This window comes from Pseudomonas arabinosi (genome assembly GCF_047758675.1).
Classification (GTDB): domain Bacteria; phylum Pseudomonadota; class Gammaproteobacteria; order Pseudomonadales; family Pseudomonadaceae; genus Aquipseudomonas; species Aquipseudomonas arabinosi.
In genome coordinates, this window is the sequence record NZ_CP180480.1 from 3,799,750 (window position 1) to 3,825,622 (window position 25,873).

Below are 25,873 nucleotides of genomic sequence, written 5' to 3' on the forward strand. Positions count from 1 at the left end.
CAGTCGTAAACCCTGAATGCACGGTGTAACGGGATTTTGGCAACACAACTAAGGACGGTACCTGGATGAATAACAAGCACAACAACCTTGCCTTGCTTTGCGCATTGGCCACCCTCGGTACCGCGCAAGCGGCGCCTTACGTAGAAAACGGTAGAGCGGGCGATTCCAACAGTTGGCGCAGCGCTGAATTCAATGCCGATTGGGGGCTGGGAGCGGTCAACGCACAAGAGGCCTACGCCGCCGGTTACACCGGTAAAGGCGTGAAGCTGGGGATCTTCGACCAACCGGTCTACGCCGCGCATCCGGAGTTTTCCGGCCCGAACAAAGTGATCACCCTGGTCACCAGCGGCATCCGCGAATACACCGACCCGTACATCCCGGTCAAAGCCGGCGATGCGTTTCGTTATGACGGTTCGCCCTCGGTCGGTTCCGACGGCGAGCTGGGTGCCCACGGCACCCACGTTGGCGGGATCGCTGCCGGCAGTCGCGATGGCGGCCCGATGCACGGCGTGGCGTTTGGCGCGCAGATCATCAGTGCGGACAACGGTGATCCGGGCCCGGAGGACGGCATCATTCGCGGCAACGACGGCGCGGTCTACAAGGCCGGTTGGGATGCCTTGATCGCCAGCGGCGCGCGGATCATCAACAACAGTTGGGGCATCGGCATCACCGATCGCTTCGATCTCGGCGGTCGCAACCCCGCCTACCCGCATTTCACCGTGCAAGACGCGCAATTGCAGTTCAACGAGATCCGTCCGTTGCTCGGGACCAAACCGGGCGGAGCCTATGACGGCGCCATCGCGGCGGCCCGCAGCGGTATCGTGACGATCTTCGCGGCCGGCAACGACTACAACCTCAACAACCCGGACGCCATCGCAGGCCTGGGCTATTTCGTCCCGGACATCGCGCCGAACTGGGTGACCGTGGCGGCGTTGCAGAAAAACCCGGACCTCAACAGCCCGGACCTCTACAACATCAGCACCTTCTCTTCACGCTGCGGCTACACCGCCAGCTTTTGCGTGTCCGCACCGGGCAGCAAGATCTACAGCTCGATCATCAGCGGTACCAACGCCGACAACCTGACCACTGGCTACAAAAACTACAACGGCACCTCAATGGCGGCGCCGCACGTCGCCGGTTCCATGGCCGTGCTGATGGAACGCTTCCCGTACATGACCGGCGCCCAGGTCGCCAGCGTGTTGCGCACCACGGCCACCGACCTCGGTGCGCCGGGTGTCGATTCGCTGTATGGCTGGGGCATGATCAACCTGCGCAAAGGCATCGATGGCCCGGCGATGTTGGTCACCGAGCAAGACATTCCCGAGGAGTTCCGTATCCAGGGTGCCTACGGTTCCAGCCAGTTTGTGGCGGACTTGCCAGGGATCGGCGCGATCATCGACGCAGGCAAACCGACGCAACGCGTGTGCAATGACGTGCACTGCGGTCTCGACACGTGGCGCAACGACATTTCCGGGCACGGCGGTTTGACCAAGCAGGGCATCGGCACGTTGGTGCTGACTGGCGCCAACACTTACGCCGGTCCGACGCTGGTCAATCAGGGCCGATTGGCCATCAACGGCTCGCTACTCTCGGCGGTCACCGTCAACGACAGCGGGATCCTCGGCGGTAATGGCCGCATCGGCGCATTAACCGCGAAAAGCGGCGGCACCGTGGCGCCAGGCAATTCCATCGGCACCTTGCAAGTGGCGGGCGACGTGACCTTCGAGCCTGGCTCGACCTACGCCGTGGAGTTGTCGCCGACCAGCAGCGATCAGATCGTTGCGGGCGGTAAAGCCGTGATCGACGGCGCTACCGTCAGCCTGTCCCTGGAAAACAGCCCGACCTTGCTGACCACCAGCGAAGTGAAATCCCTGCTCGGCAACCAATACAACATTCTGCAAGCGGCCGGCGGGATCGAAGGGCGTTTCGGCGCGGTGCTCCCGGATTATCTGTTCATCGGAGGCACACTCGGCTACTCGGCCAATGGCATCCAACTGGCGGTAGAGCGCAACGCAGCGTCCTTCGCCAGCGTCGGCCAAACCCCCAATCAACGCGCCGTCGCCGCGGCCGCCGAGCAACTGGGCGCCGGCAATCCGCTCTATGAAACCTTGCTGCTTTCGCCGACCGCGGCCGTCGCGCAACAAGCTTTCCAACAGCTCTCCGGTGAGATTCACCCGGCGATCGGCACGCTGCTGATCAACGACAGCCGTTACCTGCGCGATGCCGTCGGCGAACGCCTGCGTGAACGTGATCTGTTCAATGCTGCGGCACCGACCGATGACCGCAGCAACGCCTGGGTCAAAGTCCTTGGCGCCTGGGGCAAGAGCGATGGCGGGCATGACAACGCCAGTTCCAACAGCTCCATCGGCGGCTTGCTGGCCGGTGTTGACGGGCTGATCACTGAAGACACGCGGCTGGGTTTCGTGACCGGTTACAGCGACAGTTCGTTGAGCATGGGCGATGGCACGCATTCGTCAGCCTCGGTCGACAGCTACCACTTGGGCGCCTATCTGGGCCATGAAATCGATGCGCTGCGTCTGAGCGTCGGCGGCGCCTACAGCTGGCATCGCATCGACGTGAAGCGTGACCTGCAATTCGGCGACGTCAGCGGCAAACAGAAATCCAAACGCGATGCGACAACCGCACAACTGTTTACCGAAGCGGCGTATCGCCTGGACCTGCAACCGCTGGCACTGGAACCGTTCGCCAACCTGGCTTACGTGCACCTGAACAGCGACAGCTTCACCGAAAAGGGTGATGCCGCAGCGCTCAAGGGTGGTGAAAACAACCGCGACGCCGTGCTCTCGACCCTCGGCCTGCGGGCGAGCAAAGCGATTGCCCTGTCGGACCAACAACAACTGGAACTGTCCGGCACGCTGGGCTGGCAGCACAACCTGAGCAACACCCGTTCCGAAGATCACCTGGCCTTCGCCAACGGCAACACCGCGTTCAGCGTGCAGAGCGTTTCCCTGGATCGTAACGCTGCCGTCATCGGTGCGCGGGCCGGTTTGGCAGTGGCGCAGGACGTTCGTTTGAGCCTGGATTACAACGGACTGCTCGGCTCCCGTGAGAAAGACCACGGTGTGGGTCTGACGCTCGACTGGCAGTTCTGATTTGACGCAAAGGAAGCAAACCTATGGGACTGTTTGATTACAAAAATGCTGACGGCAAGGCGTTGTACAGCGACGCCATCGCGCTGACGCTGTATGCGTACACGCCAACCGGTCAACCGCTGCCGGCGACCGGTTGGGCGCCGATTGGCGCTACGCAGCTGGGTTATCAAGGCAAGGTCGGCGCACAAGGCACCTTCTATGGCGAGAAGGACGGCTTCACCAGCGCCGAAGCCGAAGTGCTCGGCAAGTACGACGCGGCGGGCAAGCTGATCGGTATCGGCATTGCCTTCCGAGGCACTGGTGGCCTGGGTTACAGCGACACCTTCGGCGACATGAAAAACAACCTGCTGGCTGCTGTCGGCCCGGTGGATTACGCGACGAACTACGCGAAAAACGCCTTCGACAGTTTGCTCAAGGACGTCGCCGCGTTTGCGATCGGCCATGGCCTGAACGCCAGGGACGTGCTGGTCAGCGGTCATAGTCTCGGCGGGCTGGGCGTCAACAGCCTCGCCGAACTGAGCGGCGTCAACTGGGGCGGTTTCTTCAAGGAGGCCAACTACGTTGCCTTCGCCTCGCCGACCCAGAGCGCAACCGGCAACAACGTGCTGAACATCGGTTACGAGAATGATCCGGTGTTTCGAGTGCTCGACGGCACCACCTTCAGCAGTGGCTCGCTGGGCAAGCACGACGGGCATCAGGATTCGGCGACCAACAACATCGTCAACTTCAATGACCAGTACGCGTCCACCGCGCAGAACCTGGTGCCGTTCAGCATCCTCAACCCGCTGAACTGGTCAGCCCACGGCTCGCTGGGGTATGCCGACGGGTTGAACCGGGTGATCGACTCGCGCTTCTACGACCTCACCGACAAGGACTCGACGCTGATCGTGTCCAACCTGACGCAAGCGTCCCGGGGCAAGACCTGGGTCGAGGACCTCGGTCGCAGCGGCGAACCTCACACCGGCAGCACATTCATCATCGGCACCGACAGCAATGACCTGCTCAAGGGCGGTGCCGGCAATGACTTCATCGAAGGTCGCGATGGCCATGACCGGTTCCGCGATGACGGTGGCTACAACATCCTGCTGGGCGGCAAGGGCAGCAACACTTTCGAGCTGCAGAAACCGTTGCAGAACTTCAGTTTCGCTAACGATGGTGACGGCACGCTGTACGTGCGGGATGCCTATGGCGGCATCAGCATGACCCACGACATCGGCGCGCTGGTCAGTCAGGAGTCGGGCTCATGGTGGGGGAGCAAGGAGGTGACTTACAGCGTGACCGTCAACGGTTTGCTCAACGGCAGCGAACTGACCCACTACAACCACTCGCTTAACGGTGATGCCTACGGCAACACACTGGCGGCCACTGTCGACGGCGACTGGTTGTTCGGCAATGCCGGCGATGACCTGCTGCGCAGTGACAAAAGCCACGTGACCTTCGTCGGTGGCGCGGGCAATGACGTAATGCAGGCCTCGGCTGGCAACAACACGTTCCTGTTCAGCGGCGCCTTCGGTTTCGACGTGGTCAATGGCTACCAGAGCAACGACAAACTGCTGTTCATGGGCGTTCAGGGCGCGGGGCAGGGGTATGACTACACGCAACACGCTTCGCAGTCGGGCCATGACACGGTGCTGAAGATTGGCGACTTTGCCGTGACCCTGGTGGGGGTGGGACTGGATAACCTGTCGGCTTCAGGCATTACGTTTGCCTGAGGCTGCATGCACTAAATGCTCCGGGGCGTCTCGTGAGTGAGGCGTCCTGGTTGTGAGCTATCTCTGACAATTCCAACAAAAAGAGAGGCAATACCAATGGGTGTGTACGACTACAAAAACTTCGGTACAGCCGATTCCAAAGCGTTATTTACCGACGCGATGGCGATCACGCTGTATTCCTATCACAACCTCGATAACGGCTTTGCCACCGGCTATCAGCACAACGGCTTCGGCCTTGGCTTGCCGGCCACACTGGTGACCGCGCTGATCGGCGGCACCGACTCCCAGGGCGTCATTCCCGGAATCCCATGGAACCCCGATTCGGAAAAAGCCGCACTGGACGCGGTGCAGAAAGCCGGCTGGACACCCATCACCGCCACGCAACTGGGCTATGACGGCAAGGTCGATGCACGGGGAACGTTCTTCGGCGAGAAAGCCGGGTACACCAGCGCTCAGGTGGAAATCCTCGGCAAGTACGACGCTCAGGGTCATCTCAGCGAAATCGGTATCGCCTTTCGCGGTACCAGCGGCCCACGAGAAAGCCAGATCAGCGACTCCATCGGCGATGTGATCAACGATCTGCTGGCAGCATTGGGGCCCAAGGATTACGCCAAGAACTACGTCGGCGAAGCCTTCGGTAATCTGCTCAGCGACGTGGCGGCCTTTGCCCGGGCCAATGGCCTGTCGGGTAAGGACGTGCTGGTCAGCGGCCATAGTCTGGGTGGGTTGGCGGTCAATAGCCTGGCAGACTTGAGCAACGACAAATGGGCCGGGTTCTACCAGGATTCCAACTACATCGCCTACGCCTCGCCGACCCAAAGCAGCACCGACAAAGTGCTGAACGTCGGTTACGAAAACGACCCGGTGTACCGCGCCCTCGACGGCTCATCGTTCAACCTGTCGTCGGTGGGCGTGCACGATGCCGCCAAGGTCTCGGCGACCGATAACATCGTCAGCTTCAACGACCACTACGCCTCGATCGCGTGGAATGTGCTGCCGTTTTCCATCCTTAATATTCCGACCTGGATCTCGCACTTGCCGACCGCCTATGGCGACGGCATGAACCGGGTGATCGAGTCGAAGTTCTACGACCTCACCAGTAAAGATTCGACGATCATCGTTGCCAACCTGTCGGACCCGGCGCGCGCCAACACTTGGGTTCAGGATCTGAATCGCAACGCTGAAACCCACAAGGGCAGCACGTTCATCATCGGCAGCGACGGCAACGATCTGATCCAGGGTGGCCGGGGCAACGACTATCTGGAAGGCCGCGATGGCAACGACACCTTCCGCGACGGCGGTGGTTACAACATCCTGGTGGGTGGCAAGGGTAACAACGTGCTGGACGTGCAGCAGTCGGTGAAAAACTTCGACTTCGCCAATGACGGCGCCGGAAACCTGTACATCCGCGACGCCAATGGCGGCATCAGCATGACCCGCGACATCGGCAGCATTGTGACCAAGGAGCCGGGGTTCCTGTGGGGGCTGTTCAAGGATGACGTGACCCACAGCGTCACGGCCGAAGGCCTCAAGGCGGGCAGCAACCTGACTCAGTACGCGTCAACAGTGAAGGGCGGCGCCGGGGCCGATACGCTCACGGCTCACGCCAGTGGCGATTGGTTGTTTGGACTGGACGGCAACGATCATTTGCTCGGCGGCAAGGGCAACGACGTGTTTGTCGGCGGGGCGGGCAATGACGTGTTGGAGTCGGGAGGCGGAATCGATACGTTCCTGTTTAGCGGCGCGTTTGGTCAGGACCGGGTGGTTGGCTACCAGGCCAGTGACAAACTGGTGTTTCTCGGGGTTCAGGGGGTGACGCCGAACGACGACTATCGGGCGCATGCCACGGCGGTGGGGCACGACACGGTGCTGACGTTTGGGGGGGATTCGGTGACGTTGGTCGGGGTTGGGCTGGATAGTTTTTCGGGAGCGGGAGTTGTTATTGCCTAGTTGATGCAGCGTTTGTAAGGGCCTCTTCGCGAGCAAGCCCGCTCCCACATTAGACCGAGTTCCAATGTGGGAGCGGGCTTGCTCGCGAAGAACGATGACTCGGTACTCAGTCTTCCTGTCGAATCGTGGTCACTTCATCAGCCTTGACCTTCACTTTCGCCCCGGAAATATCTTCGAACTCGAAGAAGCCGTCCTTGGTCTTGGTTTTCGGCATGTCCTTGGTCAAATACTGGGTGCCGTTCTGCAGCGTCACAACCGTTGGTGTCGAGCAACCGGCCAGGGCCAGAAAGGCCGCTACCGCCAGGGGCAAACCCAGAGTCTTGATATTCATAACCACCTCTCATCCTTCAAAAAAAACAGCGCGACTGCCACGAACGAAATCAATCGTCACTGTACCTCTATCGCGGTTGGTGCGATGGATCGGCAGAAAGTTCAGAGGCACCCGAAAAATTACCGAATAACGCCGCCGCTTATCCTTTTCCGTTTGCCCGGGCAGGGCGTAGCTGGTATCTGTACGCATAACCAGTACTCGCTCGCCATGGCCTTTTTTCCTGTGACTGCAAACCCTCTCGACGATCCGTTCTACTACTTGAACAACTTCATGCAAGTGCTTGATTGGCTTGAGCATCGCTATGCCGATGTGTTGAGTGTCGAAGAGCAACACTTCATCCGCGAGTTCAAGCGGTTGCCCCGTGAATCCAGGGCGCTGCTGGTCAGGATGGTGATGCGCAAGGGGATTCACTTCCGGGCGAGCAAACTGCATTACCTCGAGATCGGCGACATCGTCATCGCCGCCGGCCCACTGCTGGCGCTGGGCTGGATCGATGAGCAATCGCCGCTGTCGATCGACGCGCTGTTCGAGGTGTTGCTCAAGGCAGAAATTCTCCAGAGTTTTGGCGCCACCATCGATCAGCCCAAGGGAAAAAAGACCGATTGGCTGCCCGCACTGAGCGAACAGTTTCCGCAGGCTCACAGCTTTGGCCAGTGGTGCCCGTCGCTGGATGACCGATTGTTCAGCCTGACCATCATGGGCCTGTGCGACCGGCTGCGCTTGATGTTTTTCGGCAATCTTTACCAGGACTGGTCGGAATTCGTACTGGCTGACCTGGGCATCTTTACCTATGAAAAAGTCGAGTTTTGCGCCGACTCCCGAGGCCTGCGCAGCCGTGACGACGTGGATGCCTGCCTCTTTCTTCATGAGTGTCAGCAGCATTTCGAGGCCGGCGAAGCCGTGGAAGGCATTGTCGAGCAGATCAAAGGGCTGGCGCTGAGCAATCCCTGGCTGCAAAGACGTCGCGGCAAACTGTTGTTCCAGATCGGTCAACACTGCGAGCGCCTGGCGGATTTCTCTACCGCACTGGTGATCTACCGCGAGTGTGCCTATCCCGGCGCACGCCTGCGGTTGATTCGCGTGTTGGAGCGCTGCGGTGAATACCAACTGGCCATGGACCTGGCCGTCGCGGTGGAGCAATCGCCGGAAAGTGCCGCCGAACAGCAACAATTGCTGCGTGTGCTGCCCAGGCTGCGGCGCAAGTTGGGCGGTCCGGTGATAAAGCGCTCGTCCCCACGGGAAATGCTGCGCCTGGACCTGCAACTGCCCAGAACCGATCCGGCGTTGTCGGTGGAGTCTTACGTTCAGGCGCATTTGGCAGAAGAGTCGGCACCGGTGCATTACGTCGAAAACAGCCTGATCAACTCGCTGTTCGGTCTGCTGTGCTGGCCGGCGATTTTCGCGCCGTTGCCGGGGGCGTTTTTCCACCCGTTCCAGCGTGGGCCGGTGGATCTGCTCAATGAAGACTTTCACGCACGCCGCGCGGAGCTGTTCCACAGCTGCCTGGCGGAACTCGATGACGGGCGTTACCGAGAGACCATTCGTGAGCGCTATGCCAGCAAGTGGGGCGTGCAGTCGCCCTTCGTGTTCTGGGGTGTACTGAGCGAAGAGCTGCTCGATCAGGCACTCGATTGCCTGCCGGCCGAACACCTCAAGCACTGGTTCAATCGACTGCTGTTGGACATCAAGGCCAATCGCGCCGGCATGCCGGACCTGATCCAGTTTTGGCCGCAGGACAAAACCTACCGGATGATCGAAGTCAAAGGCCCCGGTGATCGCCTGCAAGACAATCAATTGCGCTGGCTCGAGTTCTGCCATGAGCACCAGATGCCGATTGCCGTCTGCTACGTGCAATGGGCGGAGCAGGGCGCTTGAGTTACAGCATCGCGGTGCGGGCGCTGTGTGAATTCACCGCCAAGGTCGGTGACCTCGACCTGCGTTTTACGCCTTCGCCGACGGCGCTGGAAGGGATTGTCGGCCACCGTACGGTGGCGTCCCGGCGCAGCGAGGGCTACCAGAGTGAAGTCGCGCTTGAAGGCCTGTACCAAACGTTGAAAGTCAAGGGCCGGGCCGACGGCTACGACCCCGCGCAAAATTGTCTGGAAGAAGTCAAAACCTATCGCGGCGACTTGAGCAAGCAACCGGCCAACCACCGTCAGCTGCATTGGGCGCAGGCGAAGATTTACGGCTGGTTGATGTGCCAGAAACTGGAGCTGGCGCAGATCAATCTGGCCCTGGTGTACTTCGACATCGTCAGCGAAAAGGAAACCTGCCTGGTCGAGGCGTTCAGCGCCGCGCAACTGCGGCTGTTCTTCGAACAACATTGCGCCTTGTTCCTGCACTGGGCCGAGCAGGAAATGACTTATCGCGAAGGGCGAAATCGGGCGGCGCAACAACTGGCGTTTCCCCATGCCGACTTTCGACCTGGGCAGCGCCATCTGGCGGAATCGGTGTTCAAGGCGGTCAGCACCGGTCGTTGCTTGATGGCCCAGGCGCCCACGGGGATCGGCAAGACGGTCGGTACGCTGTTCCCGATGCTCAAGGCCCTGGCGCCGCAGCAACTGGACAAGGTGTTCTTCCTTACCGCGAAAACCCCGGGGCGCAAACTGGCGCTGGACGCCGCGCAGGTGATCCTCGACAGCGCCGACGCGCCACCCTTGCGGGTGCTCGAAATGATCGCCCGGGACAAGGCCTGCGAGCACCCGGATAAAGCCTGTCACGGCGAATCCTGCCCGTTGGCCCAGGGGTTTTATGATCGCTTGCCCGCCGCTCGCCAGGCGGCCAGCAAATTGTCCCTGCTGAACCAGAACGCGTTGCGCTCGGTTGCCCTGCAACACGACGTCTGTCCCTACTACCTGAGCCAGGAAATGGCTCGCTGGGCAGACGTGGTAGTCGCCGATTACAACTACTATTTCGATTTCAGCGCACTGCTGTTCGGGCTGGCCCAGGCCAATAACTGGAAAGTCGCGGTGCTGGTGGATGAAGCGCATAACCTGGTGGAGCGCGGCCGGCAGATGTACAGCGCCAGCCTCGACCAATCGACCCTCAATGGCGTACGAAAAACCGCGCCCGAGGCGTTGAAAAAATCCTTGCAACGGGTCAACCGTGAGTGGAATGCCCTGCATAACCTGCAACTCGGCGCCTATCAGGCCTATGACAGGGCGCCGGAAAAACTGCTCCAGGCGTTGTCGTCGTGCAGCGCGAGCATCGGCGACTACCTGAACGATCATCCGCAGGGCCTGGACGGAGCGTTACAGAACTTCTATTTCGACATGCTGCAGTTTTGCCGGGTGGCTGAGCTCTTTGATGAACAGTTCCTGTTCGACATCAGCAAGCGCGACCTCGACCGCCCACGTAACCTGTCGCAGCTGTGCCTGCGCAACGTGGTACCCGCCGGCTTCATCCGTCCACGCTTGACGGCTGCACGCAGCACCGTGCTGTTTTCCGCGACCCTGAGCCCTCGCCACTACTATGCCGATCTGCTGGGGACGCCGGAGAACACGGTGTGGATAGACGTTGAATCACCATTTCACGCCGATCAGCTGCAAGTGCACATCGTCAGCCAGATCTCCACACGGTTTGTCCATCGCCAGTCATCCCTTGCGCCGATCGTTGAGCTGATCGCTCGGCAGTTCCGCCAACGTCCCGGCAACTACCTGGCGTTTTTCAGCAGCTTCGATTATTTGCAGCAAGTGGCGCAGTTGCTGGCCGAGAAACATCCACACATCAACCTGTGGTCGCAGTCCCGGGGGATGGGGGAAGGGCAGCGTCAGGATTTTCTCGATCAGTTCACCGCCGAAAGTCAGGGCGTCGGTTTCGCGGTGTTGGGCGGGGCTTTTGGCGAAGGCATCGACTTGCCGGGCGCGCGACTGATCGGAGCGTTTATCGCCACCCTCGGACTGGCGCAACTCAACCCGGTCAACGAGCAGTTGAAACAGCGCATGGCCGCCATTTTCGGTGCCGGTTATGACTACACCTACCTGTTTCCCGGTGTACAGAAAGTGGTGCAGGCGGCGGGGAGGGTGATCCGCACCCAGCAGGATCAAGGGGTGGTGATGTTGATCGATGACCGGTTTGGCGACAGCAAGGTCAAGCAGTTACTGCCGCGCTGGTGGTCAATTGCTCCGAGGATTTTGCACGCTATCGAGTAGGATTTTTTACTTTAAAAACATCGACATATCTTGAAAGAAAGGCCCATTTGAACAATCAGCGAATGCCGTCTTTGATTCAAAGAGCCAGTCATCACGTTCAAGCTGAATCTTTGATAAGGAAATCAGGATATGTCAGTAGCACCGAAATACACGTACACCCCTGAGCAGGTCACCGCAGCATTCAATGAAATAAAAGCGACGCTGTTCAGCGGCATCACGGCCGAGGCAACCCCAAAAATTCTGGTCGTTGCCGGGCTGCAAGGGTCAGGCAAAACCTATCTGCTGGAAAAGAGCCTGCTGCCTTCAAAACGCTACGACAACTATGTTCGCCTGTACCTACCCGACTACCGCAAGAAACACCCCCAATATGCAGAGATGATCAAACTCGGGGTCTTGCATGCGTACGAGCATACCGAGGCATTTGTTCGTGAGGTCAGTACCAAGATCTTTGCGCAGGCCTTCACCGGCAAATTCAACATCATCATGGAGTGTGCGTTCGATAGCCTTGATTTCGCGGCCTTCCCACCGTCGGCGACCGCCGCCGGTTATCAGTTCGAAACTCACATCGTGGGCTGTACTCAAGAGTTTGCTCATGTGTCGAGCATTAAACGAGCATTCAAAAGCCTTGAAGACCAGGAAATGGAAAGGTTTCTTACGGTATCGACCCTGGATGCCAGCATGAGTTTTGCGCCTGCGATCATCCTTGCCTTCGAGACGGCTGCAAAAGCGGTCAGCGGCTCGCAAGTCAATGTGTACGAACGCGGGTTCGGCGTGTTGAACGAGCGCACCTTGATTGCCCAGAGTACCTACTCCAAAGCTGCCGACGGTTCCGTCACTACAACGACAACCAAGGTGGATTTTTCATACAGCGTCTATTCCAGCATTATCGACAACCACGTCTTCGCGGTTAGCGATCGAGGCGAAGTCATCAAAGAGTGCCACCTGGCACTGCTCAAGATGGCGACTCATGCTTCGTATGTTCCGAATTTCGTCTACAACGATCTGTACGCCTACATTGTCCGATACGTGAATCGATAGCGCTGGGCGACGAGAGCCGTTTTTCCGACTTTCCAAATGCGTGGTTTGTCGCATACTCCAAAAAACGGTCATACCAAGAGGGATCAATGAACGAGGATCGGACCAAAGCCAATGCCATCGACGACAGTCGTTTTCGCCTGTTGATCGATGCGGTGATTGACTACGCGATCTACATGATTGATCCCGATGGCATCATCACCAGCTGGAACGCCGGCGCCAGGCGTTTCAAGGGGTATGAAGAGGCCGAGATTCTCGGTCAGCACTTTTCGCGGTTCTATACCGAAGAGGATCGCCGTGACGGTTTGCCCCAGCGAGCGCTGGACACGGCGATCAGGGAGGGGCGTTTCGAGGGGGAAGGCTGGCGGGTTCGCAAGGACGGCACGCATTTCTGGTGCCACGTCGTCATTGATCCGATTCTCGACCCGTCGGGCACGTTGCTGGGGTTTGCCAAGATCACCCGGGACCTGACCGACCGCAAAATGGACGAAGAAGTCCTCAAGCAAAGCGAGCAGCAATTCCGGCTATTGGTTCAAAGTGTCACTGACTACGCCATCTACATGCTGACCCCGGATGGCCGCGTGACCAACTGGAATCCCGGGGCCCAGCGCATCAAGGGCTATTTGCCCGAAGAAGTCATCGGCAAACATTTTTCGATGTTTTACACCCCGGAAGACCGCGAGGCCGGCGAACCGCAACGGACCCTGGACATCGCGGTGCGTGAAGGGCGATTTGAAAACAAAGGCTGGCGCGTGCGCAAGGACGGTACGCGGTTCCTGGCCAATGTCGTGGTCGACCCGATTTGGGGCGAAACCGGCACCTTGCTCGGTTTCGCCAAGATCACCCGTGATATCACCGAAGTCACACAAGCTCAGCAGACGCTGGAGCAAACCCGCGAAGCGCTGTTTCAGGCGCAAAAGATGCAGGCCATCGGCCAACTCAGCGGCGGCATTGCCCACGACTTCAACAATTTGCTGACTGTCATCCTCGGCAATCTGGAAATCGTCCGCAAACGCGTGGGAGAGGATCCGAAAATTACCCGATTGGTGGACAACGCCACTCAAGGGGCCTTGCGGGGCGTCTCTCTGACCCAGCGCATGCTGGCGTTTGCCAGACGCCAGGACCTCAAAGCCGAACCCGTCGAGATCCCGGTGCTGGTGCAAGGCATCATCGGGCTGTTACGCAGCTCGCTCGGGCCTTCCGTGGTGCTCGAAACCCGATTTTCACCAGGGATCGAGCCGGTCCTGGCCGATATCAATCAGCTTGAGCTGGCGGTGTTGAACCTGGTGACCAACGCCCGTGATGCAATGCCCCATGGCGGGAAAATCGTCATCAGTGCCAAGACCGAAGAAACCTGGGATCAACCGCAGTTATCCCTGCTGTCAGGCCGGTATGTGTGCCTGAGTGTCAGCGATACGGGGGAGGGTATGGATGAAGCCACGCTTGGTTCCGCAATGGACCCGTTTTTCACCACGAAAGGCGTAGGCAAAGGCACGGGGCTGGGACTTTCGATGGTGCATGGTTACATCGAGCAGTTGGGCGGACGATTCGTCCTCAAGAGCCAGAAGAACATAGGCACCATCGCCGAACTGTGGATACCCATCGCCACGACCGGCTTGGTTGCCAGGCCCGTTACCGAGGAGGCCGCACCGCCGGTGCATCGTCTATGCGTGTTGGTGGTGGACGATGACAGCCTGGTGTTGACCAGTACCTGCCTGTTACTCGAAGACCTGGGGCATCGGGTGATCAGTGCGACGTCCGGGGCGCAAGCGCTGGAAGCATTCGACACTGAATCAGCGATTGACCTGGTCATCACCGACATGGCCATGCCGCAGATGAATGGCGCACAACTGGCGCAAGCAATGCGGATTAAAAAGCCGAACCTGCCGATCATCCTTGCCACCGGTTACGCCGAGCGTCTGGAAGGTTTCGCGACCAGACTGCCGCGCCTGTCCAAACCCTTTACCCAACTCAATCTGGTGGAAATCATCGCCTCGACCATGAAATGACAAAGCGACCTCATTGTTCAGCCGCTGGTCCCGCGTTCTTCTTGAAACCACGCACGTTCATGGCGCACAGGCAAAACTGCAACACGATCAGTGCATAGGCCTGAGTGTGGTAACCCCACGTCACCCATAAAACATTGCTGACGATAAAACAGACAAAGCCCGAGACCCTGCGCCTGGGGCTTTGCGAACCGATCAACCACGCCGCCAGCACCGTGACCAGCATCGCTGGCCATTGCACCCAATCGAGATAGTCCATCGCAGACCCTCCCTTGTATTGTCATTTCAGCAGAACGTGTCGCGTGAACCGAACAACCAAAAAGGCCCGGCATTGGCCGTAATGCTGTTCACTTAAGCGGAGCAGCCTTACGGTCCACCGGAAATCGGGTTTTTGAAATTTTCACCGTCCTTGGCCTTGAAGGCCTTGGGCGGTGATCCAGAAACAGCCCGGCAACGCCTTTTCTTAGTTCTGCTAACCGTCTACCCGTCGCCGAAACGGGATTGGCCGCAGCCATCACGATCAACTGCACGGCGATGTACTGGCAAGCCGGCTTGAATCGGATGTCCGACGGCGCTCGGCCAAACGCCACTGCTGCCTGACTCGCCTCCCGGCGAATCACGTTGTAAGCCAGCAACAGCCCCCATACTTCCTGGTAGATCAGGTCGACTTTTTTGCTGCGCAAGGTCACTGCGTTCTGTTGCATTGAGCTTTTGATATCCCTGAAGCCCAATTCGATTTCCCAGCGTTCTTGATACAACACGGCAACGGCCTTTGTGCTGTAGGTCTTGGCCGGCAACGATGTCATGATTGTTTTTACTTTACCTTGAATTTCATAACTGACTTCACGCGCCTCCCAGTGTGTAGGAAGAGTCGGATTTCGCTTTCTGGCTTGCGGCGACACTTTCATACGCACCAAACGATCGTTGTGGTTGTAACGGGCTACCTCCTCGCAAACCAATCCCTTTTTTGCCGGAATCAGCCAGTGGCGGTGATTGCCGTCGCCGCTCAGGCTGAGCATGAGATCGGCGCTCCAGAATCCCTTATCGAACAGCGTCACGGAGTGGTCGGGAATCTTCTGCAAAAACTCATCGGCCAGACGCATTTCGCTGCGTCGGTAAGGGCTAAGTTGTGCATCCAGGATCAGGTGCGAACGCACATTCATCAGCGCCACCAGGCGCAGCATGGGAAAGGGAGTCTGGCGGTCGGTCGAGGTGTTTCCAGAACCGAAATGGTCTCGCAACTCAGGTGTATCCGGCGTGCGCAGAAGCGCACCATCGACCGCAAATACTTGCAAGTCCTGCCAGGCATCATCGGGATAGCGCTGCGCGCCCCATTGAGTGCCAGTTTTGCGAAACAACCACTCAACCGGGTCGGCCCCAAGCCGCTTGCGGGCCTCGGTCACACCGCTACGGGCCAACAGATGGTCAGAAGCCAGACCTTGGGCGCAGATGTTCAAACGCCGGGCGACTTCATGAACAGGTTCGTCGCGAAACAATGCCATTCCGAGCACCAGCCAGAGCACTTGGTCGGCAGGCAAGCGACGCCGCCGGATAGTGGCCTGGCTGGACAAATCCAGCGCAGATGCGACCCACTCGATGGGAATATTTTGAGTGAAAGTGCTCAAGTCACAGAAGTTAAAAAGGTCGCCGAGGTCGAGCAAGTCCTGTTGAACAGACATAAAAAATCCGATGCCAGAGGTCTGGCATCGGATTTTCGAAGAAGCCCGGCGAGGATTCAAATGCTTAAGTGAACAGCATTACGGCATATGCCGGGCCTTTTTGGTGTCGCGCCACTTGCATCAAGCCGCCAGATTGGCTGTGCTCATTTCTTTCTTGTACTGAGCTTTCAAACTTTCCATTTGCGCCCCCAGCTCTTCCAGGGTGGCTTTACCCAGCAGCTTCTTGGCCTGAGGAAACATTTCCGTTTCTTCTTCTTCGATGTGGTGTTCCAGCAGTTCCTTGACCACTTTCACGCGACCGGCAAACTCCGGAGTGGACGGGTCGGTGACCTTCAAGTCCGGCAGCACCAGCGAATCTACGGTGCGATGTTCTTCCTTGGCTTCGTAATACATGACGTCCTGCTCCTTACCCCCGGCTTTCTTGTACGCCGGGTACAAGACTTCCTCTTCGAGACGGGTGTGGATCGCGACCTCCATTTCCAGCTTGGCCAGCAATTCGCTGCGCTTTTTAACTCCACGCTCGGTGGATTCGCTTAATTGGGTCAGGATGCCTTTTACGCGTTCATGGTCGGCTTGCAACAGATCAATGGCGTTCATGGTTGAGTCTCTCCAACGAGTCAGGGGGTGAGCGCGAACGGTCTCAAGGCCGAAAGTCGCTTATTGTCCTTGAGCATTTGTCGTGCCGGTTTTTCGATGAGATGCCTTTCTTATAAAACAAGGAGTTGAAACAACTGATAGCAAACTGAAGTCATGCAGCCTGCATGAGTCTGAAAATTGACTCATGCAGTTCGCAGTGGAGCATTGATGTTCCAAACAATAAAAAGCCCGGCGATTGCGCCGGGCTTTTCAAGTTCAGGATAGGGGGTCGGGTTGCTGGAGCGAACGATGAGCGTTTTGCGCGGAAATCGAGACAGGCGGGAAATCTTCGTTGAGCAGCCGCAAGTGCGCGATTGCTTCTTCGAACTTCAAGTCGGCCTTCCTGCGCATCGCCTGATAGCGATCAAACTGTTTCACATCCATGTCGCTATCCTCGAGTAACGCAAAGGCGCTACGGTTCAGCGCCTGGGCCTCTTCAAACATCTGACGATTACGTTCCAGGGCGAAGGCCCGGCAGGCTTTGATTTCATCGGAGGTGGAATAGTGAATCATGGCCAGCACCTGATTTTCTCGAGGTTCCTGTTGATAGGTATCGACGCCGCAGGGGAACCGAACCTGGTGTCCCTCCGTGCAAAAGCCGGGTGGGATTAGCGTTGTGACTTACCGGATCGCAAAAGAATTTCAAATTTATGAATGTGAAAATTCGATAATTCCGACCCTGAACGCACAAACCTCAAATCAAATTTCCTGCTTTTTATGCTGTTCATATCGCGCCAGGATCGGTTGAGTGCTGACCCCATGGATAAGGATGCTGAGTGCGACCACGGACAGGGTCAAATCCATGCAGAGTGTTGCGATCGACTCGCCCAACCCATGGTTCAGGGCATAAAAAAGGTAATACAGACTGCCGATGCCGCGTATGCCGAACCAGCCAATCAACATTCGCTGGCGCCCGGTGAGCAAACCACCCCAAGGCATGGCGACGACGCTCAGCGGTCGTATCAGGCAAAACAACACGCCAGCGATCGGCAACGCACGCCAGTCCCAGTGAGCTATCAGCACTACGCCGAGCAGCGTTACCAGAAAGACTTCCATGGCCCGCTCCACCAGGCTGCCGAAGGCGAGCATGTCGCCCATCATGATGCCCGCGGCGACCTGCGTGTCTTCGAGGCTTGCGGTATCACCATGAACCGCATGTTGCGGCTCAACATTCTGATGTCCCACGACAGGCTGTACCAGATGCTCCGCCGGAAGCTCGTCGTCACCTGTGGATTTGACTTCTACGTGACGTAAACCCAGGCCGGCGGCGAACACCGACAAAAAGCCGTAACCGTGAATCGACTCGGCCCCGACATACGCCAGGGCAATCAAGGCGAGGGCGAGGTAATCATTCGGAGAAAGGGTGCTGTCGTCATTCTTGATGCGCATTAACAACGTCAGGCGGCCAATACCGCGCCCCATCCAGTAGCCGGTGAGTAAACCGGCCGGCACTGCCCACAACAGACTGTGCAGCACCCAGTCGCTCAACCAGCCGGGGTTGCCGTCGTGTTGCACCAGCAGCAGGCCGAGGATGACAAAGGGGAAGGCGATCCCGTCATTGAGCCCGGCCTCACCCGATAGCCCGAAGCGCACGCTGTCGTCATCCCGGGCGTCGTTGACTTGAACCAGGGCGGCGAGCACCGGGTCGGTGGGGGCCAGAATCGAGCCAACCAACACGGATGCGCCCCAGGACAATTCGAAACCGTAATGCAGCAACAGGCTGACACCGGCAATGGTCAACACCATGACCGGGCCGGCCAGACCGTAGGCAATGCGCCAGTTTTTGTCTCTGAGCGGCAAGCGCAACTTCAAACCACAGACAAACAACGAAAACAGCACCGCGACTTCCGTCAGATGCTCCATCCAGATGGACGCATCATCGGTGTCCAGTTTCAACAGGCCGAACCCCGCGGGCCCGATGGCTACACCCAGCACCAGGCACACCGCCGACGTGGTCACCGGCATCCAGCGCAGGTACGACGACGTCAGCGCCAGCGTCAGCAGTACCGCACCCAACACGGCCACCCACAAAATGAAACTCATGCTCGGTACTCGTCGGGTGCGTGCCGCTCCGGATATCGAAAGGCCCGCCAAAGGAGGCCTATAAAAGGAGAGCCTATAAAAGGAGAGCCTATAAAATGTGGAGCTCTGAAAGTGGTGGTGGGTTCAATTTAAAGCATCGGCTTGCCGCCCGTGATTCCATACCGCTGCCCCGTGATGTAACTGGCCTCATCCGACGCCAGCAACACATAAATCGGCGCCACTTCCACCGGTTGACCCGGCCGGCCGAGCGGCGTCTGCCCACCAAAGTTCTGTACTTCTTCATCGGGCATGGTCGAGACAATCAGCGGTGTCCAGATCGGCCCCGGTGCCACGCAGTTCACCCGAATGTTCTTCGGCCCCAGCATCTGCGCCAGGCCAGCGGTGAAGTTGGCAATCGCACCCTTGGTAGTGGCGTAAGGCAGCAGGGTGGGTTTGGGCATGTCGGAATTGACTGAACTGGTGTTGATGATCGAACTGCCAGGTTTCATGTGCTTCAACGCGGCCTGACAGAGCCTGAAAATGGCGGTGATGTTGACGTCGAAGGTCATCACCCATTCTTCGTCCGGGATGTCCTCGAAGTGTTCGTGGGTCATCTGGAACGCGGCGTTGTTGACCATCACATCGATCCGGCCGAAGCGTTCGACCGTCTTGTCCACCAGCTCCTGGCATTGGGTTTTCTGCGCCAGGTCTCCGGGCAGCAACAGGCACTGCCGGCCAGCCTGTTCGACCCAGCGTGCGGTTTCCTGCGCGTCTTCATGTTCATTGAGGTAGGCGACGGCGACATCCGCGCCTTCACGGGCGAAGGCGATCGCTACGGCGCGACCGATGCCACTGTCGGCGCCGGTGATCAGGGCGATTTTGCCGTCCAGTCGGCCTGAGCCCTTGTAGCTTTGTTCGCCACAATCGGGATACGGGTCCATTTTCTTTTGGGAACCGGGGACAGGCTGGGCCTGTTTCGGGAAGGGTGGTTTGGGATAGGCAGTCATTGGGAAATCTCCGTTCGCAAGGCAGAAGAGTCAAAGGGTTGACCCTGGTGTTTTGCCTTGAGTTCGGTTGGATTTCAGGGGGGCTGCGTGATCGTTCCCACGCTCTGCGTGGGAATGCAGCCCGGGACGCTCCGCGTCCCTAGAGCGGACGCAGAGCGTCCGTTGAGGCATTCCCACGCAGAGCGTGGGAACGATCATCTTCAGGCGTTGCGATTGAGCAAACTACGCTCCATCCGCGCAATGCCTTCTTCCAGCAATGCCCGTGGGCAGCCGAAATTCAGGCGCACGAACTGTTTGCTGTCATCGCCGAAATCCAGGCCCGCGCTCAACCCGACCTTGGCTTGCTCAAGGAAAAACTGCTGAGGGTTATCCAGGCCCAGCGCCGAGCAATCGAGCCACGCCAGGTACGTGCCTTGCGGGATATTCATGGTCACACCCGGCAGTCGGGTGTTGACCGCTTCCACCAGATAATCCCGATTGCTTTGCAGATACGCCTTCAACCCGGCCAGCCAAGGGCCGCCTTCGCTGTAGGCGACGCGCGTCGCTTCCATGCCCAACGGGTTGACGCTGTCGACCATTCCGCAGCGGGCGTGGTTGACCTTTGCACGCAACGCCGAATCCTGAATGATCATAAAAGACGTCTTCAGACCGGCAATGTTGTAGGCCTTGCTCGCTGACATCAGCGTGATGGTGCGCTTGGCGATTTCCGGGCTCAGGGAGGCCGTCGGAATGTGCACGCGCCCGTCGAAACACAGCTCGGCATGAATCTCGTCAGAGATGATCCAGGCGTCCTGCTCCAGGCAGATGTCGGCGACCGCTTGCAGTTCTTCTCGCGGGAAGACTTTGCCCACCGGGTTGTGCGGGTTGCTCAGCAGCAACGCACCGCCACCGATCAGCGCCCGATTCAAGGCATCGAATGGCGTGGCGTAAGTGCCGTCCGCCAACGCGTCAAATTCGAGTTCAACCTTGTTCAAACCCCAGTGACCCGGCGCATGACGCAGTGGCGGGTAGTTGGGAACCTGAACCACGACGTTTTGCTGCGGCTGGACCAGCGCATGCAGGGCCATGTTGAAACCCGACTCCACGCCTGGCAGGAAAATCAGTTCCTCAGGCAATACGCGCCAGGCGTACTTGTTCCACAGATCGGCGACGATGGCATCGCGCAAGTCATCCTGAGCCACGCTGTAGCCGAGCATCGGGTGTTCCAGACGTTTTTGCAGGGCCTGGAGAATCACCGGCGGCGCGGAGAAGTCCATGTCGGCCACCCACATAGGCAACACGTCGGCCGGGTAACGGCTCCATTTGGTACTGCCGGTGTTGTGGCGGTCGAACACCTGATCAAAATCGAAAGTCATGCTCAGTCTCATAAAAAGCGTGGTTGAACGTGGGGTAATGATAAACGCCAAGGACCGGTGGGAGCGAGTGTGCCACCCCCGGTATTGCCCGATGGTCGGTTTTCACACAGTCAGTTCTAACATTGTCTACAGTTTCAAGTGTCGGCAGCCAGTCTGCCGCAACCGTGATTGTCCAGAAAAACCCGGCAAAACTACCGGGTCTCCACCTGACAGGAGTGCACGATGGACCTCAACCGTCGTCAGTTCTTCAAGGTCGCTGGTATCGGCCTTGCGGGCTCGAGCCTCGGCGCGCTGGGCATGGCCCCCGCGACTGCCTTCGCCGAGCAGGTGCGCCACTTCAAGCTTGCCCACACCCATGAAACCCGCAACACCTGCCCGTACTGCTCGGTAGGCTGCGGCTTGATCATGTACAGCCAGGGCGATGCCGCCAAGAATGTCGCGCAAAACATCATCCACATCGAAGGCGATGCCGATCATCCGGTCAATCGCGGCACCCTGTGCCCCAAAGGCGCCGGCCTGCTGGACTTCATTCACAGCCCCGGTCGCCTGCAGTACCCGCAGGTGCGCAAACCCGGCACCACCGAATGGACGCGTATCTCCTGGGATGAAGCGCTCGATCGCGTCGCCGACCTGATGAAGGCCGACCGCGACGCCAACTTCATCGAGAAGAATGCCCAAGGCCAAACAGTGAACCGCTGGCTGACCACCGGTTTCCTCGCGGCCTCGGCGGCCTCCAATGAAGCGGGCTACATCACCCACAAGGTGGTTCGCAGTCTCGGCATGCTGGGGTTCGATAACCAGGCGCGTGTCTGACACGGCCCGACGGTGGCAAGTCTTGCCCCGACGTACGGCCGTGGTGCCATGACCAATACCTGGACCGATATCGGTAACGCGAATCTGATCCTGGTAATGGGCGGCAACGCAGCAGAAGCGCACCCGTGCGGCTTCAAATGGGTGACCGAAGCCAAGGCGCACAACAAGGCACGCTTGATCGTGGTCGATCCGCGTTTTACCCGGACCGCCTCGGTGGCCGACTATTACGCGCCGATTCGCACCGGCACCGACATCGCCTTCATGGGCGGGCTGATCAATTACCTGCTCACCGAAGACAAAATCCAGCACGAGTACGTGCGCAACTACACTGACGTGTCGTTCATCGTCAAAGCCGGTTATGGCTTCGAAGACGGAATCTTCAGCGGCTACGACGTGGCCAAACGCAGCTACACGGACAAGTCCGGCTGGGGTTATGAACTCGGTGATGACGGCTTCGTCAAGGTCGACCCGACCCTGCAAGACCCGCACTGCGTCTATCAATTGATGAAGCAGCATTACAGCCGCTACAACATCGAACTGGCGAGCCAGATTTGCGGCATGCCGGTGGATGCCATGCAGAAGATCTGGGAAGAAATCGCCACCTGCTCGCAACCGGGCAAGACCATGACGATTCTCTACGCGCTGGGCTGGACGCAGCACTCGATCGGCTCGCAGATCATTCGCAGCGCGGCCATGGTGCAATTGTTGCTGGGCAACGTCGGCATGCCGGGCGGGGGCGTCAATGCCTTGCGCGGGCACTCCAACATCCAGGGGCTGACCGACCTCGGTTTGCTGTCCAATGCGCTGCCGGGCTATCTGACCTTGCCGCAGGATGCGGAGCAGGATTACAACGCCTACATCGTCAAACGCACGCAAAAACCGTTGCGGCCGGGGCAGCTGTCCTATTGGCAGAACTACGGCAAGTTCCACGTCAGCCTGATGAAAGCCTGGTACGGCGCGAATGCCACGCTTGAAAACCGTTGGGCTTTTGACTATCTGCCGAAACTCGACATCCCGAACTACGACATCCTCAAAGTGTTCGACCTGATGGGCCAGGGCAAGGTCAACGGCTACATGTGCCAGGGGTTCAACCCCATCGCCGCGCTGCCTGATAAAAACCGGGTGATGGCGGCGCTGGCCAAGTTGAAGTGGCTGGTGGTGATGGACCCGCTGTCCACCGAAACCTCGGAGTTCTGGCGCAATGTCGGGCCGTACAACGACGTCGAAACGGCCGGCATCCAGACCGAAGTGATTCGCCTGCCCACCACCTGTTTCGCCGAAGAAGACGGCTCGTTGGTCAACAGCAGCCGCTGGCTGCAATGGCACTGGAAAGGCGCCGACGGTCCGGGTGAAGCGCGCACCGATGTGCGGATCATGAGCGAGCTGTTTATCCGTCTGCGCCAGCGTTACCAGGCCAACGGCGGCGCTTATGCCGAGCCAATCCTCAAACTGTCCTGGCCGTACAAAATTACCGAGGAGCCTTCGCCGGAAGAACTGGCCAAGGAAATCAACGGCTATGCCACCACGGACTTCACCGACGCTACCGGCGCGGCGATCAAGGGCAACGCGCAACTGGCCGGTTTCGGCCTGCTCAAGGACGACGGCAGTACGGCTTCCGGTTGCTGGATTTTCTGCGGCAGCTGGACGGAGGCGGGCAACCAGATGGCCCGGCGCGACAACAGCGACCCGTATGGCATGAAGCAACACCAGGGCTGGGCCTGGGCCTGGCCGGCGAACCGGCGGATTCTCTACAACCGTGCTTCGTGCGACCCGCAAGGCAAACCGTGGGACGAGAAAAAACGCCTGGTGTGGTGGAACGGTAAAGTCTGGGCGGGCACCGATGTGCCGGACTTCAAGGCCGACTCGCCACCGGAAGCCGGGATGAATCCGTTCATCATGAACCCCGAAGGCGTGGCGCGGTTCTTTGCCGTCGACAAGATGAACGAAGGGCCTTTCCCTGAGCATTACGAGCCGTTCGAAACGCCGATCGGCATCAACCCGCTACACCCGGAAAACAAGAAAGCCACCAGCAACCCGGCGGCGCGGATCTTCGATTCGGTATGGGATTCCTTAGGCGTGGCCAAGGACTACCCGTATGCCGCGACCAGCTACCGGCTGACCGAGCATTTCCACTTCTGGAGCAAGCATTGCAAGCTCAACGCGATTTCCCAACCCGAGCAGTTCGTCGAGATCGGTGAAGTGCTGGCCAAGGAGAAAGGCATCGTGGCGGGCGATCGGGTCCGTGTCAGTTGCAAGCGCGGGCACATAGAAGCGGTGGCGGTGGTGACCAAGCGGATTCGTCCGCTGCAGGTCAACAATCAGGTGGTGCACCAGATCGGTATCCCGCTGCACTGGGGTTTTACCGGGCTCACGCGCCACGGTTACCTGACCAACACCCTGGTGCCGTTCCTCGGCGATGGCAACACCCAGACCCCGGAATCCAAGTCATTCCTGGTCAACGTGGAGAAAGTCTAAATGGCCAGCCAAGACATCATCGCCCGTTCGGCCACCACGACCGTCCCGTCCTCGGTACGCAATCAAGAGGAAGTGGCCAAGCTGATCGACACCACCAAGTGCATTGGCTGCAAGGCTTGTCAGGTCGCCTGTTCGGAATGGAACGAGCTGCGCGACGAGGTCGGCCACAACCTCGGCACCTATGACAATCCACAAGACCTGAGCGCAGAAACCTGGACCTTGATGCGCTTCACCGAGCACGAAACCGACACCGGGAATCTGGAGTGGCTGATTCGCAAGGACGGCTGCATGCACTGCGCCGAGCCTGGTTGCCTGGCGGCGTGCCCGAGTCCGGGAGCGATCATCAAGCACGCCAATGGCATCGTCGATTTCGACCAGGATCATTGCATCGGCTGCGGTTATTGCATCACCGGATGCCCGTTCAATATCCCGCGCATCTCGCAAAAGGATCACAAGGCCTACAAATGCACGTTGTGCTCGGACCGGGTGGCCGTGGGGCTGGAGCCGGCCTGTGTCAAAACCTGCCCGACGGGCGCCATTGTGTTTGGCACCAAGGAAGATATGAAGGAGCATGCGGCGGAGCGCATCGTTGACCTCAAGAGTCGTGGCTTCGACAACGCTGGCCTGTATGACCCCGAAGGTGTCGGCGGCACCCACGTGATGTACGTGCTGCACCACGCCGACACGCCGAAGTTGTATGCCGGCCTGCCGAACGCTCCGACCATCAGTCCGCTGGTGGATCTGTGGAAAGGTGTGAGCAAACCCTTGGGGTTGCTGGCTATGGGCTTGGCGGTGCTGGCCGGGTTCTTCCACTACGTGCGCATCGGACCGCAGCTGGTCGAGGAGGACGAACACCCAACCATCCCCGATCCCGCCGTGCATGAAATCGATCCGTCGGTGCACACCTATGATCCGAAGGGGGAGGACAGACCATGAACGACAAACCGATCCTTCGTTACACCAGCAATCAGCGCACCAATCACTGGCTGGTGGCGATCTTTTTCTTCATGGCGGCGCTGTCGGGGCTGGCGTTGTTTCATCCGGCACTGTTCTGGCTCAGCAACCTGTTTGGCGGCGGCCCGTGGACGCGCATCCTGCATCCGTTCATGGGCGTGGTGATGTTCGTACTGTTCCTGGGATTGGTGATTCAATTCTTTCGGGCGAACTTCTTTATCAGCAACGATCGGTTGTGGCTGAGGCGAGTCGGGCGGGTGATCAAGAATGAGGAGGAGGGCGTGCCGCCCATCGGCAAGTACAACCCTGGGCAGAAGCTGCTGTTCTGGACCTTGCTGATTTGCATGCTGGTGCTGTTGTTCAGCGGCCTGGTGATCTGGCGCGCATATTTCAGCGAGTACTTCGGCATCACCAGCATTCGTTGGGCCATGCTGCTGCATGCGTTGGCGGGTTTCATCCTGGTGCTGAGCATCATCGTTCACATCTACGCCGGCATCTGGATCAAGGGTTCGGTCAGCGCCATGGTGCATGGCGGAGTGAGCCGCGCCTGGGCGAAAAAACACCATGGACTCTGGTACCGCGAAGTGACCCGCGACGAGCACCCCGACCGGCCGATCAGCAAAAAAGGATAACC

The 25,873-nt window shown here is 58.9% G+C and carries 19 protein-coding genes; 10 read left to right on the forward strand and 9 right to left on the reverse strand.

Annotation, left to right across the window (positions count from 1 at the left end; translation table 11 throughout):
- The first annotated feature begins 65 nt into the window (after nt 1-65).
- From ACMXYJ_RS17790 to ACMXYJ_RS17800, 3 genes are all read left to right on the forward strand, one after another.
- A complete protein-coding gene (locus ACMXYJ_RS17790) occupies nt 66-3,113 on the forward strand; it encodes an autotransporter domain-containing protein (RefSeq protein WP_415756220.1) in 3,048 nt (1,015 codons plus the stop codon).
- Between the two features lie 23 nt (nt 3,114-3,136).
- Entirely contained in the window at nt 3,137-4,825 is a 1,689-nt protein-coding gene (locus ACMXYJ_RS17795) for a polyurethane esterase (RefSeq protein WP_415756221.1), read from the forward strand.
- A gap of 96 nt (nt 4,826-4,921) precedes the next feature.
- Nucleotides 4,922-6,775 carry a polyurethane esterase gene (locus ACMXYJ_RS17800; RefSeq protein ID WP_415756222.1) on the forward strand — a complete coding sequence of 618 codons (1,854 nt, stop codon included), beginning with the start codon at nt 4,922-4,924 and terminating at the stop codon, nt 6,773-6,775.
- A 106-nt stretch (nt 6,776-6,881) separates the two neighbouring features.
- Here the strand turns inward: ACMXYJ_RS17800 and ACMXYJ_RS17805 are convergent, their stop codons facing one another.
- Nucleotides 6,882-7,106, reverse strand: coding sequence for a YgdI/YgdR family lipoprotein (locus tag ACMXYJ_RS17805; protein WP_046055248.1), 225 nt, complete (start codon nt 7,104-7,106; stop codon nt 6,882-6,884).
- Between the two features lie 9 nt (nt 7,107-7,115).
- Nucleotides 7,116-7,295, reverse strand: a complete 180-nt coding sequence (locus ACMXYJ_RS17810) for a hypothetical protein (RefSeq protein WP_415756223.1) — start codon at nt 7,293-7,295, stop codon at nt 7,116-7,118.
- A gap of 18 nt (nt 7,296-7,313) precedes the next feature.
- On the opposite strand from ACMXYJ_RS17810, the gene ACMXYJ_RS17815 reads away from it, so the two are divergent.
- The 4 genes from ACMXYJ_RS17815 (at nt 7,314) to ACMXYJ_RS17830 (ending at nt 14,301) form a co-directional block, all read left to right on the forward strand.
- Nucleotides 7,314-8,981, forward strand: a complete 1,668-nt coding sequence (locus ACMXYJ_RS17815) for a VRR-NUC domain-containing protein (protein ID WP_415756224.1) — start codon at nt 7,314-7,316, stop codon at nt 8,979-8,981.
- Entirely contained in the window at nt 8,978-11,257 is a 2,280-nt protein-coding gene (locus tag ACMXYJ_RS17820; RefSeq protein ID WP_415756225.1) for an ATP-dependent DNA helicase, read from the forward strand. Before ACMXYJ_RS17815 ends, ACMXYJ_RS17820 begins: the two co-directional genes overlap by 4 nt.
- A 129-nt stretch (nt 11,258-11,386) precedes the next feature.
- Complete coding sequence (locus tag ACMXYJ_RS17825) at nt 11,387-12,295, forward strand: zeta toxin family protein (RefSeq protein ID WP_415756226.1); 909 nt, start codon at nt 11,387-11,389, stop codon at nt 12,293-12,295.
- 86 nt (nt 12,296-12,381) lie between these two features.
- On the forward strand, nt 12,382-14,301 hold the full coding sequence (locus ACMXYJ_RS17830; RefSeq protein WP_415756227.1) for a hybrid sensor histidine kinase/response regulator: 1,920 nt from the start codon (nt 12,382-12,384) through the stop codon (nt 14,299-14,301).
- A 10-nt stretch (nt 14,302-14,311) separates the two neighbouring features.
- On the opposite strand, the gene ACMXYJ_RS17835 is transcribed toward ACMXYJ_RS17830, so the two are convergent.
- From ACMXYJ_RS17835 to ACMXYJ_RS17865, 7 genes are all read right to left on the reverse strand, one after another.
- On the reverse strand, nt 14,312-14,557 hold the full coding sequence (locus tag ACMXYJ_RS17835; RefSeq protein WP_415756228.1) for a hypothetical protein: 246 nt from the start codon (nt 14,555-14,557) through the stop codon (nt 14,312-14,314).
- Nucleotides 14,558-14,645: 88 nt separating this feature from the next.
- The gene (locus ACMXYJ_RS17840) at nt 14,646-15,977 is read right to left on the reverse strand and encodes an IS4 family transposase (protein WP_415756229.1); all 1,332 of its coding nucleotides are present in this window, start codon (nt 15,975-15,977) and stop codon (nt 14,646-14,648) included.
- 120 nt (nt 15,978-16,097) lie between these two features.
- The gene (locus ACMXYJ_RS17845; protein ID WP_415756230.1) at nt 16,098-16,574 is read right to left on the reverse strand and encodes a hemerythrin domain-containing protein; all 477 of its coding nucleotides are present in this window, start codon (nt 16,572-16,574) and stop codon (nt 16,098-16,100) included.
- A 255-nt stretch (nt 16,575-16,829) separates the two neighbouring features.
- Nucleotides 16,830-17,126: a hypothetical protein gene (locus ACMXYJ_RS17850; protein ID WP_415756231.1), complete on the reverse strand. Its 297-nt coding sequence runs from the start codon at nt 17,124-17,126 to the stop codon at nt 16,830-16,832.
- A 186-nt stretch (nt 17,127-17,312) separates the two neighbouring features.
- Complete coding sequence (locus ACMXYJ_RS17855; protein WP_415756232.1) at nt 17,313-18,656, reverse strand: cation:proton antiporter; 1,344 nt, start codon at nt 18,654-18,656, stop codon at nt 17,313-17,315.
- Nucleotides 18,657-18,784: 128 nt separating this feature from the next.
- Nucleotides 18,785-19,642 carry an SDR family oxidoreductase gene (locus ACMXYJ_RS17860; protein ID WP_415756233.1) on the reverse strand — a complete coding sequence of 286 codons (858 nt, stop codon included), beginning with the start codon at nt 19,640-19,642 and terminating at the stop codon, nt 18,785-18,787.
- A 200-nt stretch (nt 19,643-19,842) separates the two neighbouring features.
- The gene (locus ACMXYJ_RS17865; protein ID WP_415756234.1) at nt 19,843-20,997 is read right to left on the reverse strand and encodes a MalY/PatB family protein; all 1,155 of its coding nucleotides are present in this window, start codon (nt 20,995-20,997) and stop codon (nt 19,843-19,845) included.
- A gap of 222 nt (nt 20,998-21,219) precedes the next feature.
- On the opposite strand from ACMXYJ_RS17865, the gene fdnG reads away from it, so the two are divergent.
- From fdnG to ACMXYJ_RS17880, 3 genes are read left to right on the forward strand one after another with little or no spacing between them, the layout of a single operon-like run.
- Nucleotides 21,220-24,285 (forward strand): formate dehydrogenase-N subunit alpha, encoded by a 3,066-nt coding sequence (gene fdnG, locus ACMXYJ_RS17870; RefSeq protein WP_415756235.1) that lies wholly within the window; start codon nt 21,220-21,222, stop codon nt 24,283-24,285.
- Nucleotides 24,286-25,221 (forward strand): formate dehydrogenase subunit beta, encoded by a 936-nt coding sequence (gene fdxH, locus ACMXYJ_RS17875; protein WP_415756236.1) that lies wholly within the window; start codon nt 24,286-24,288, stop codon nt 25,219-25,221. It abuts the gene before it with no gap.
- On the forward strand, nt 25,218-25,871 hold the full coding sequence (locus ACMXYJ_RS17880; RefSeq protein ID WP_415756237.1) for a formate dehydrogenase subunit gamma: 654 nt from the start codon (nt 25,218-25,220) through the stop codon (nt 25,869-25,871). The genes fdxH and ACMXYJ_RS17880 overlap by 4 nt, the downstream gene beginning before the upstream one ends.
- The last annotated feature ends 2 nt before the right edge of the window (nt 25,872-25,873 follow it).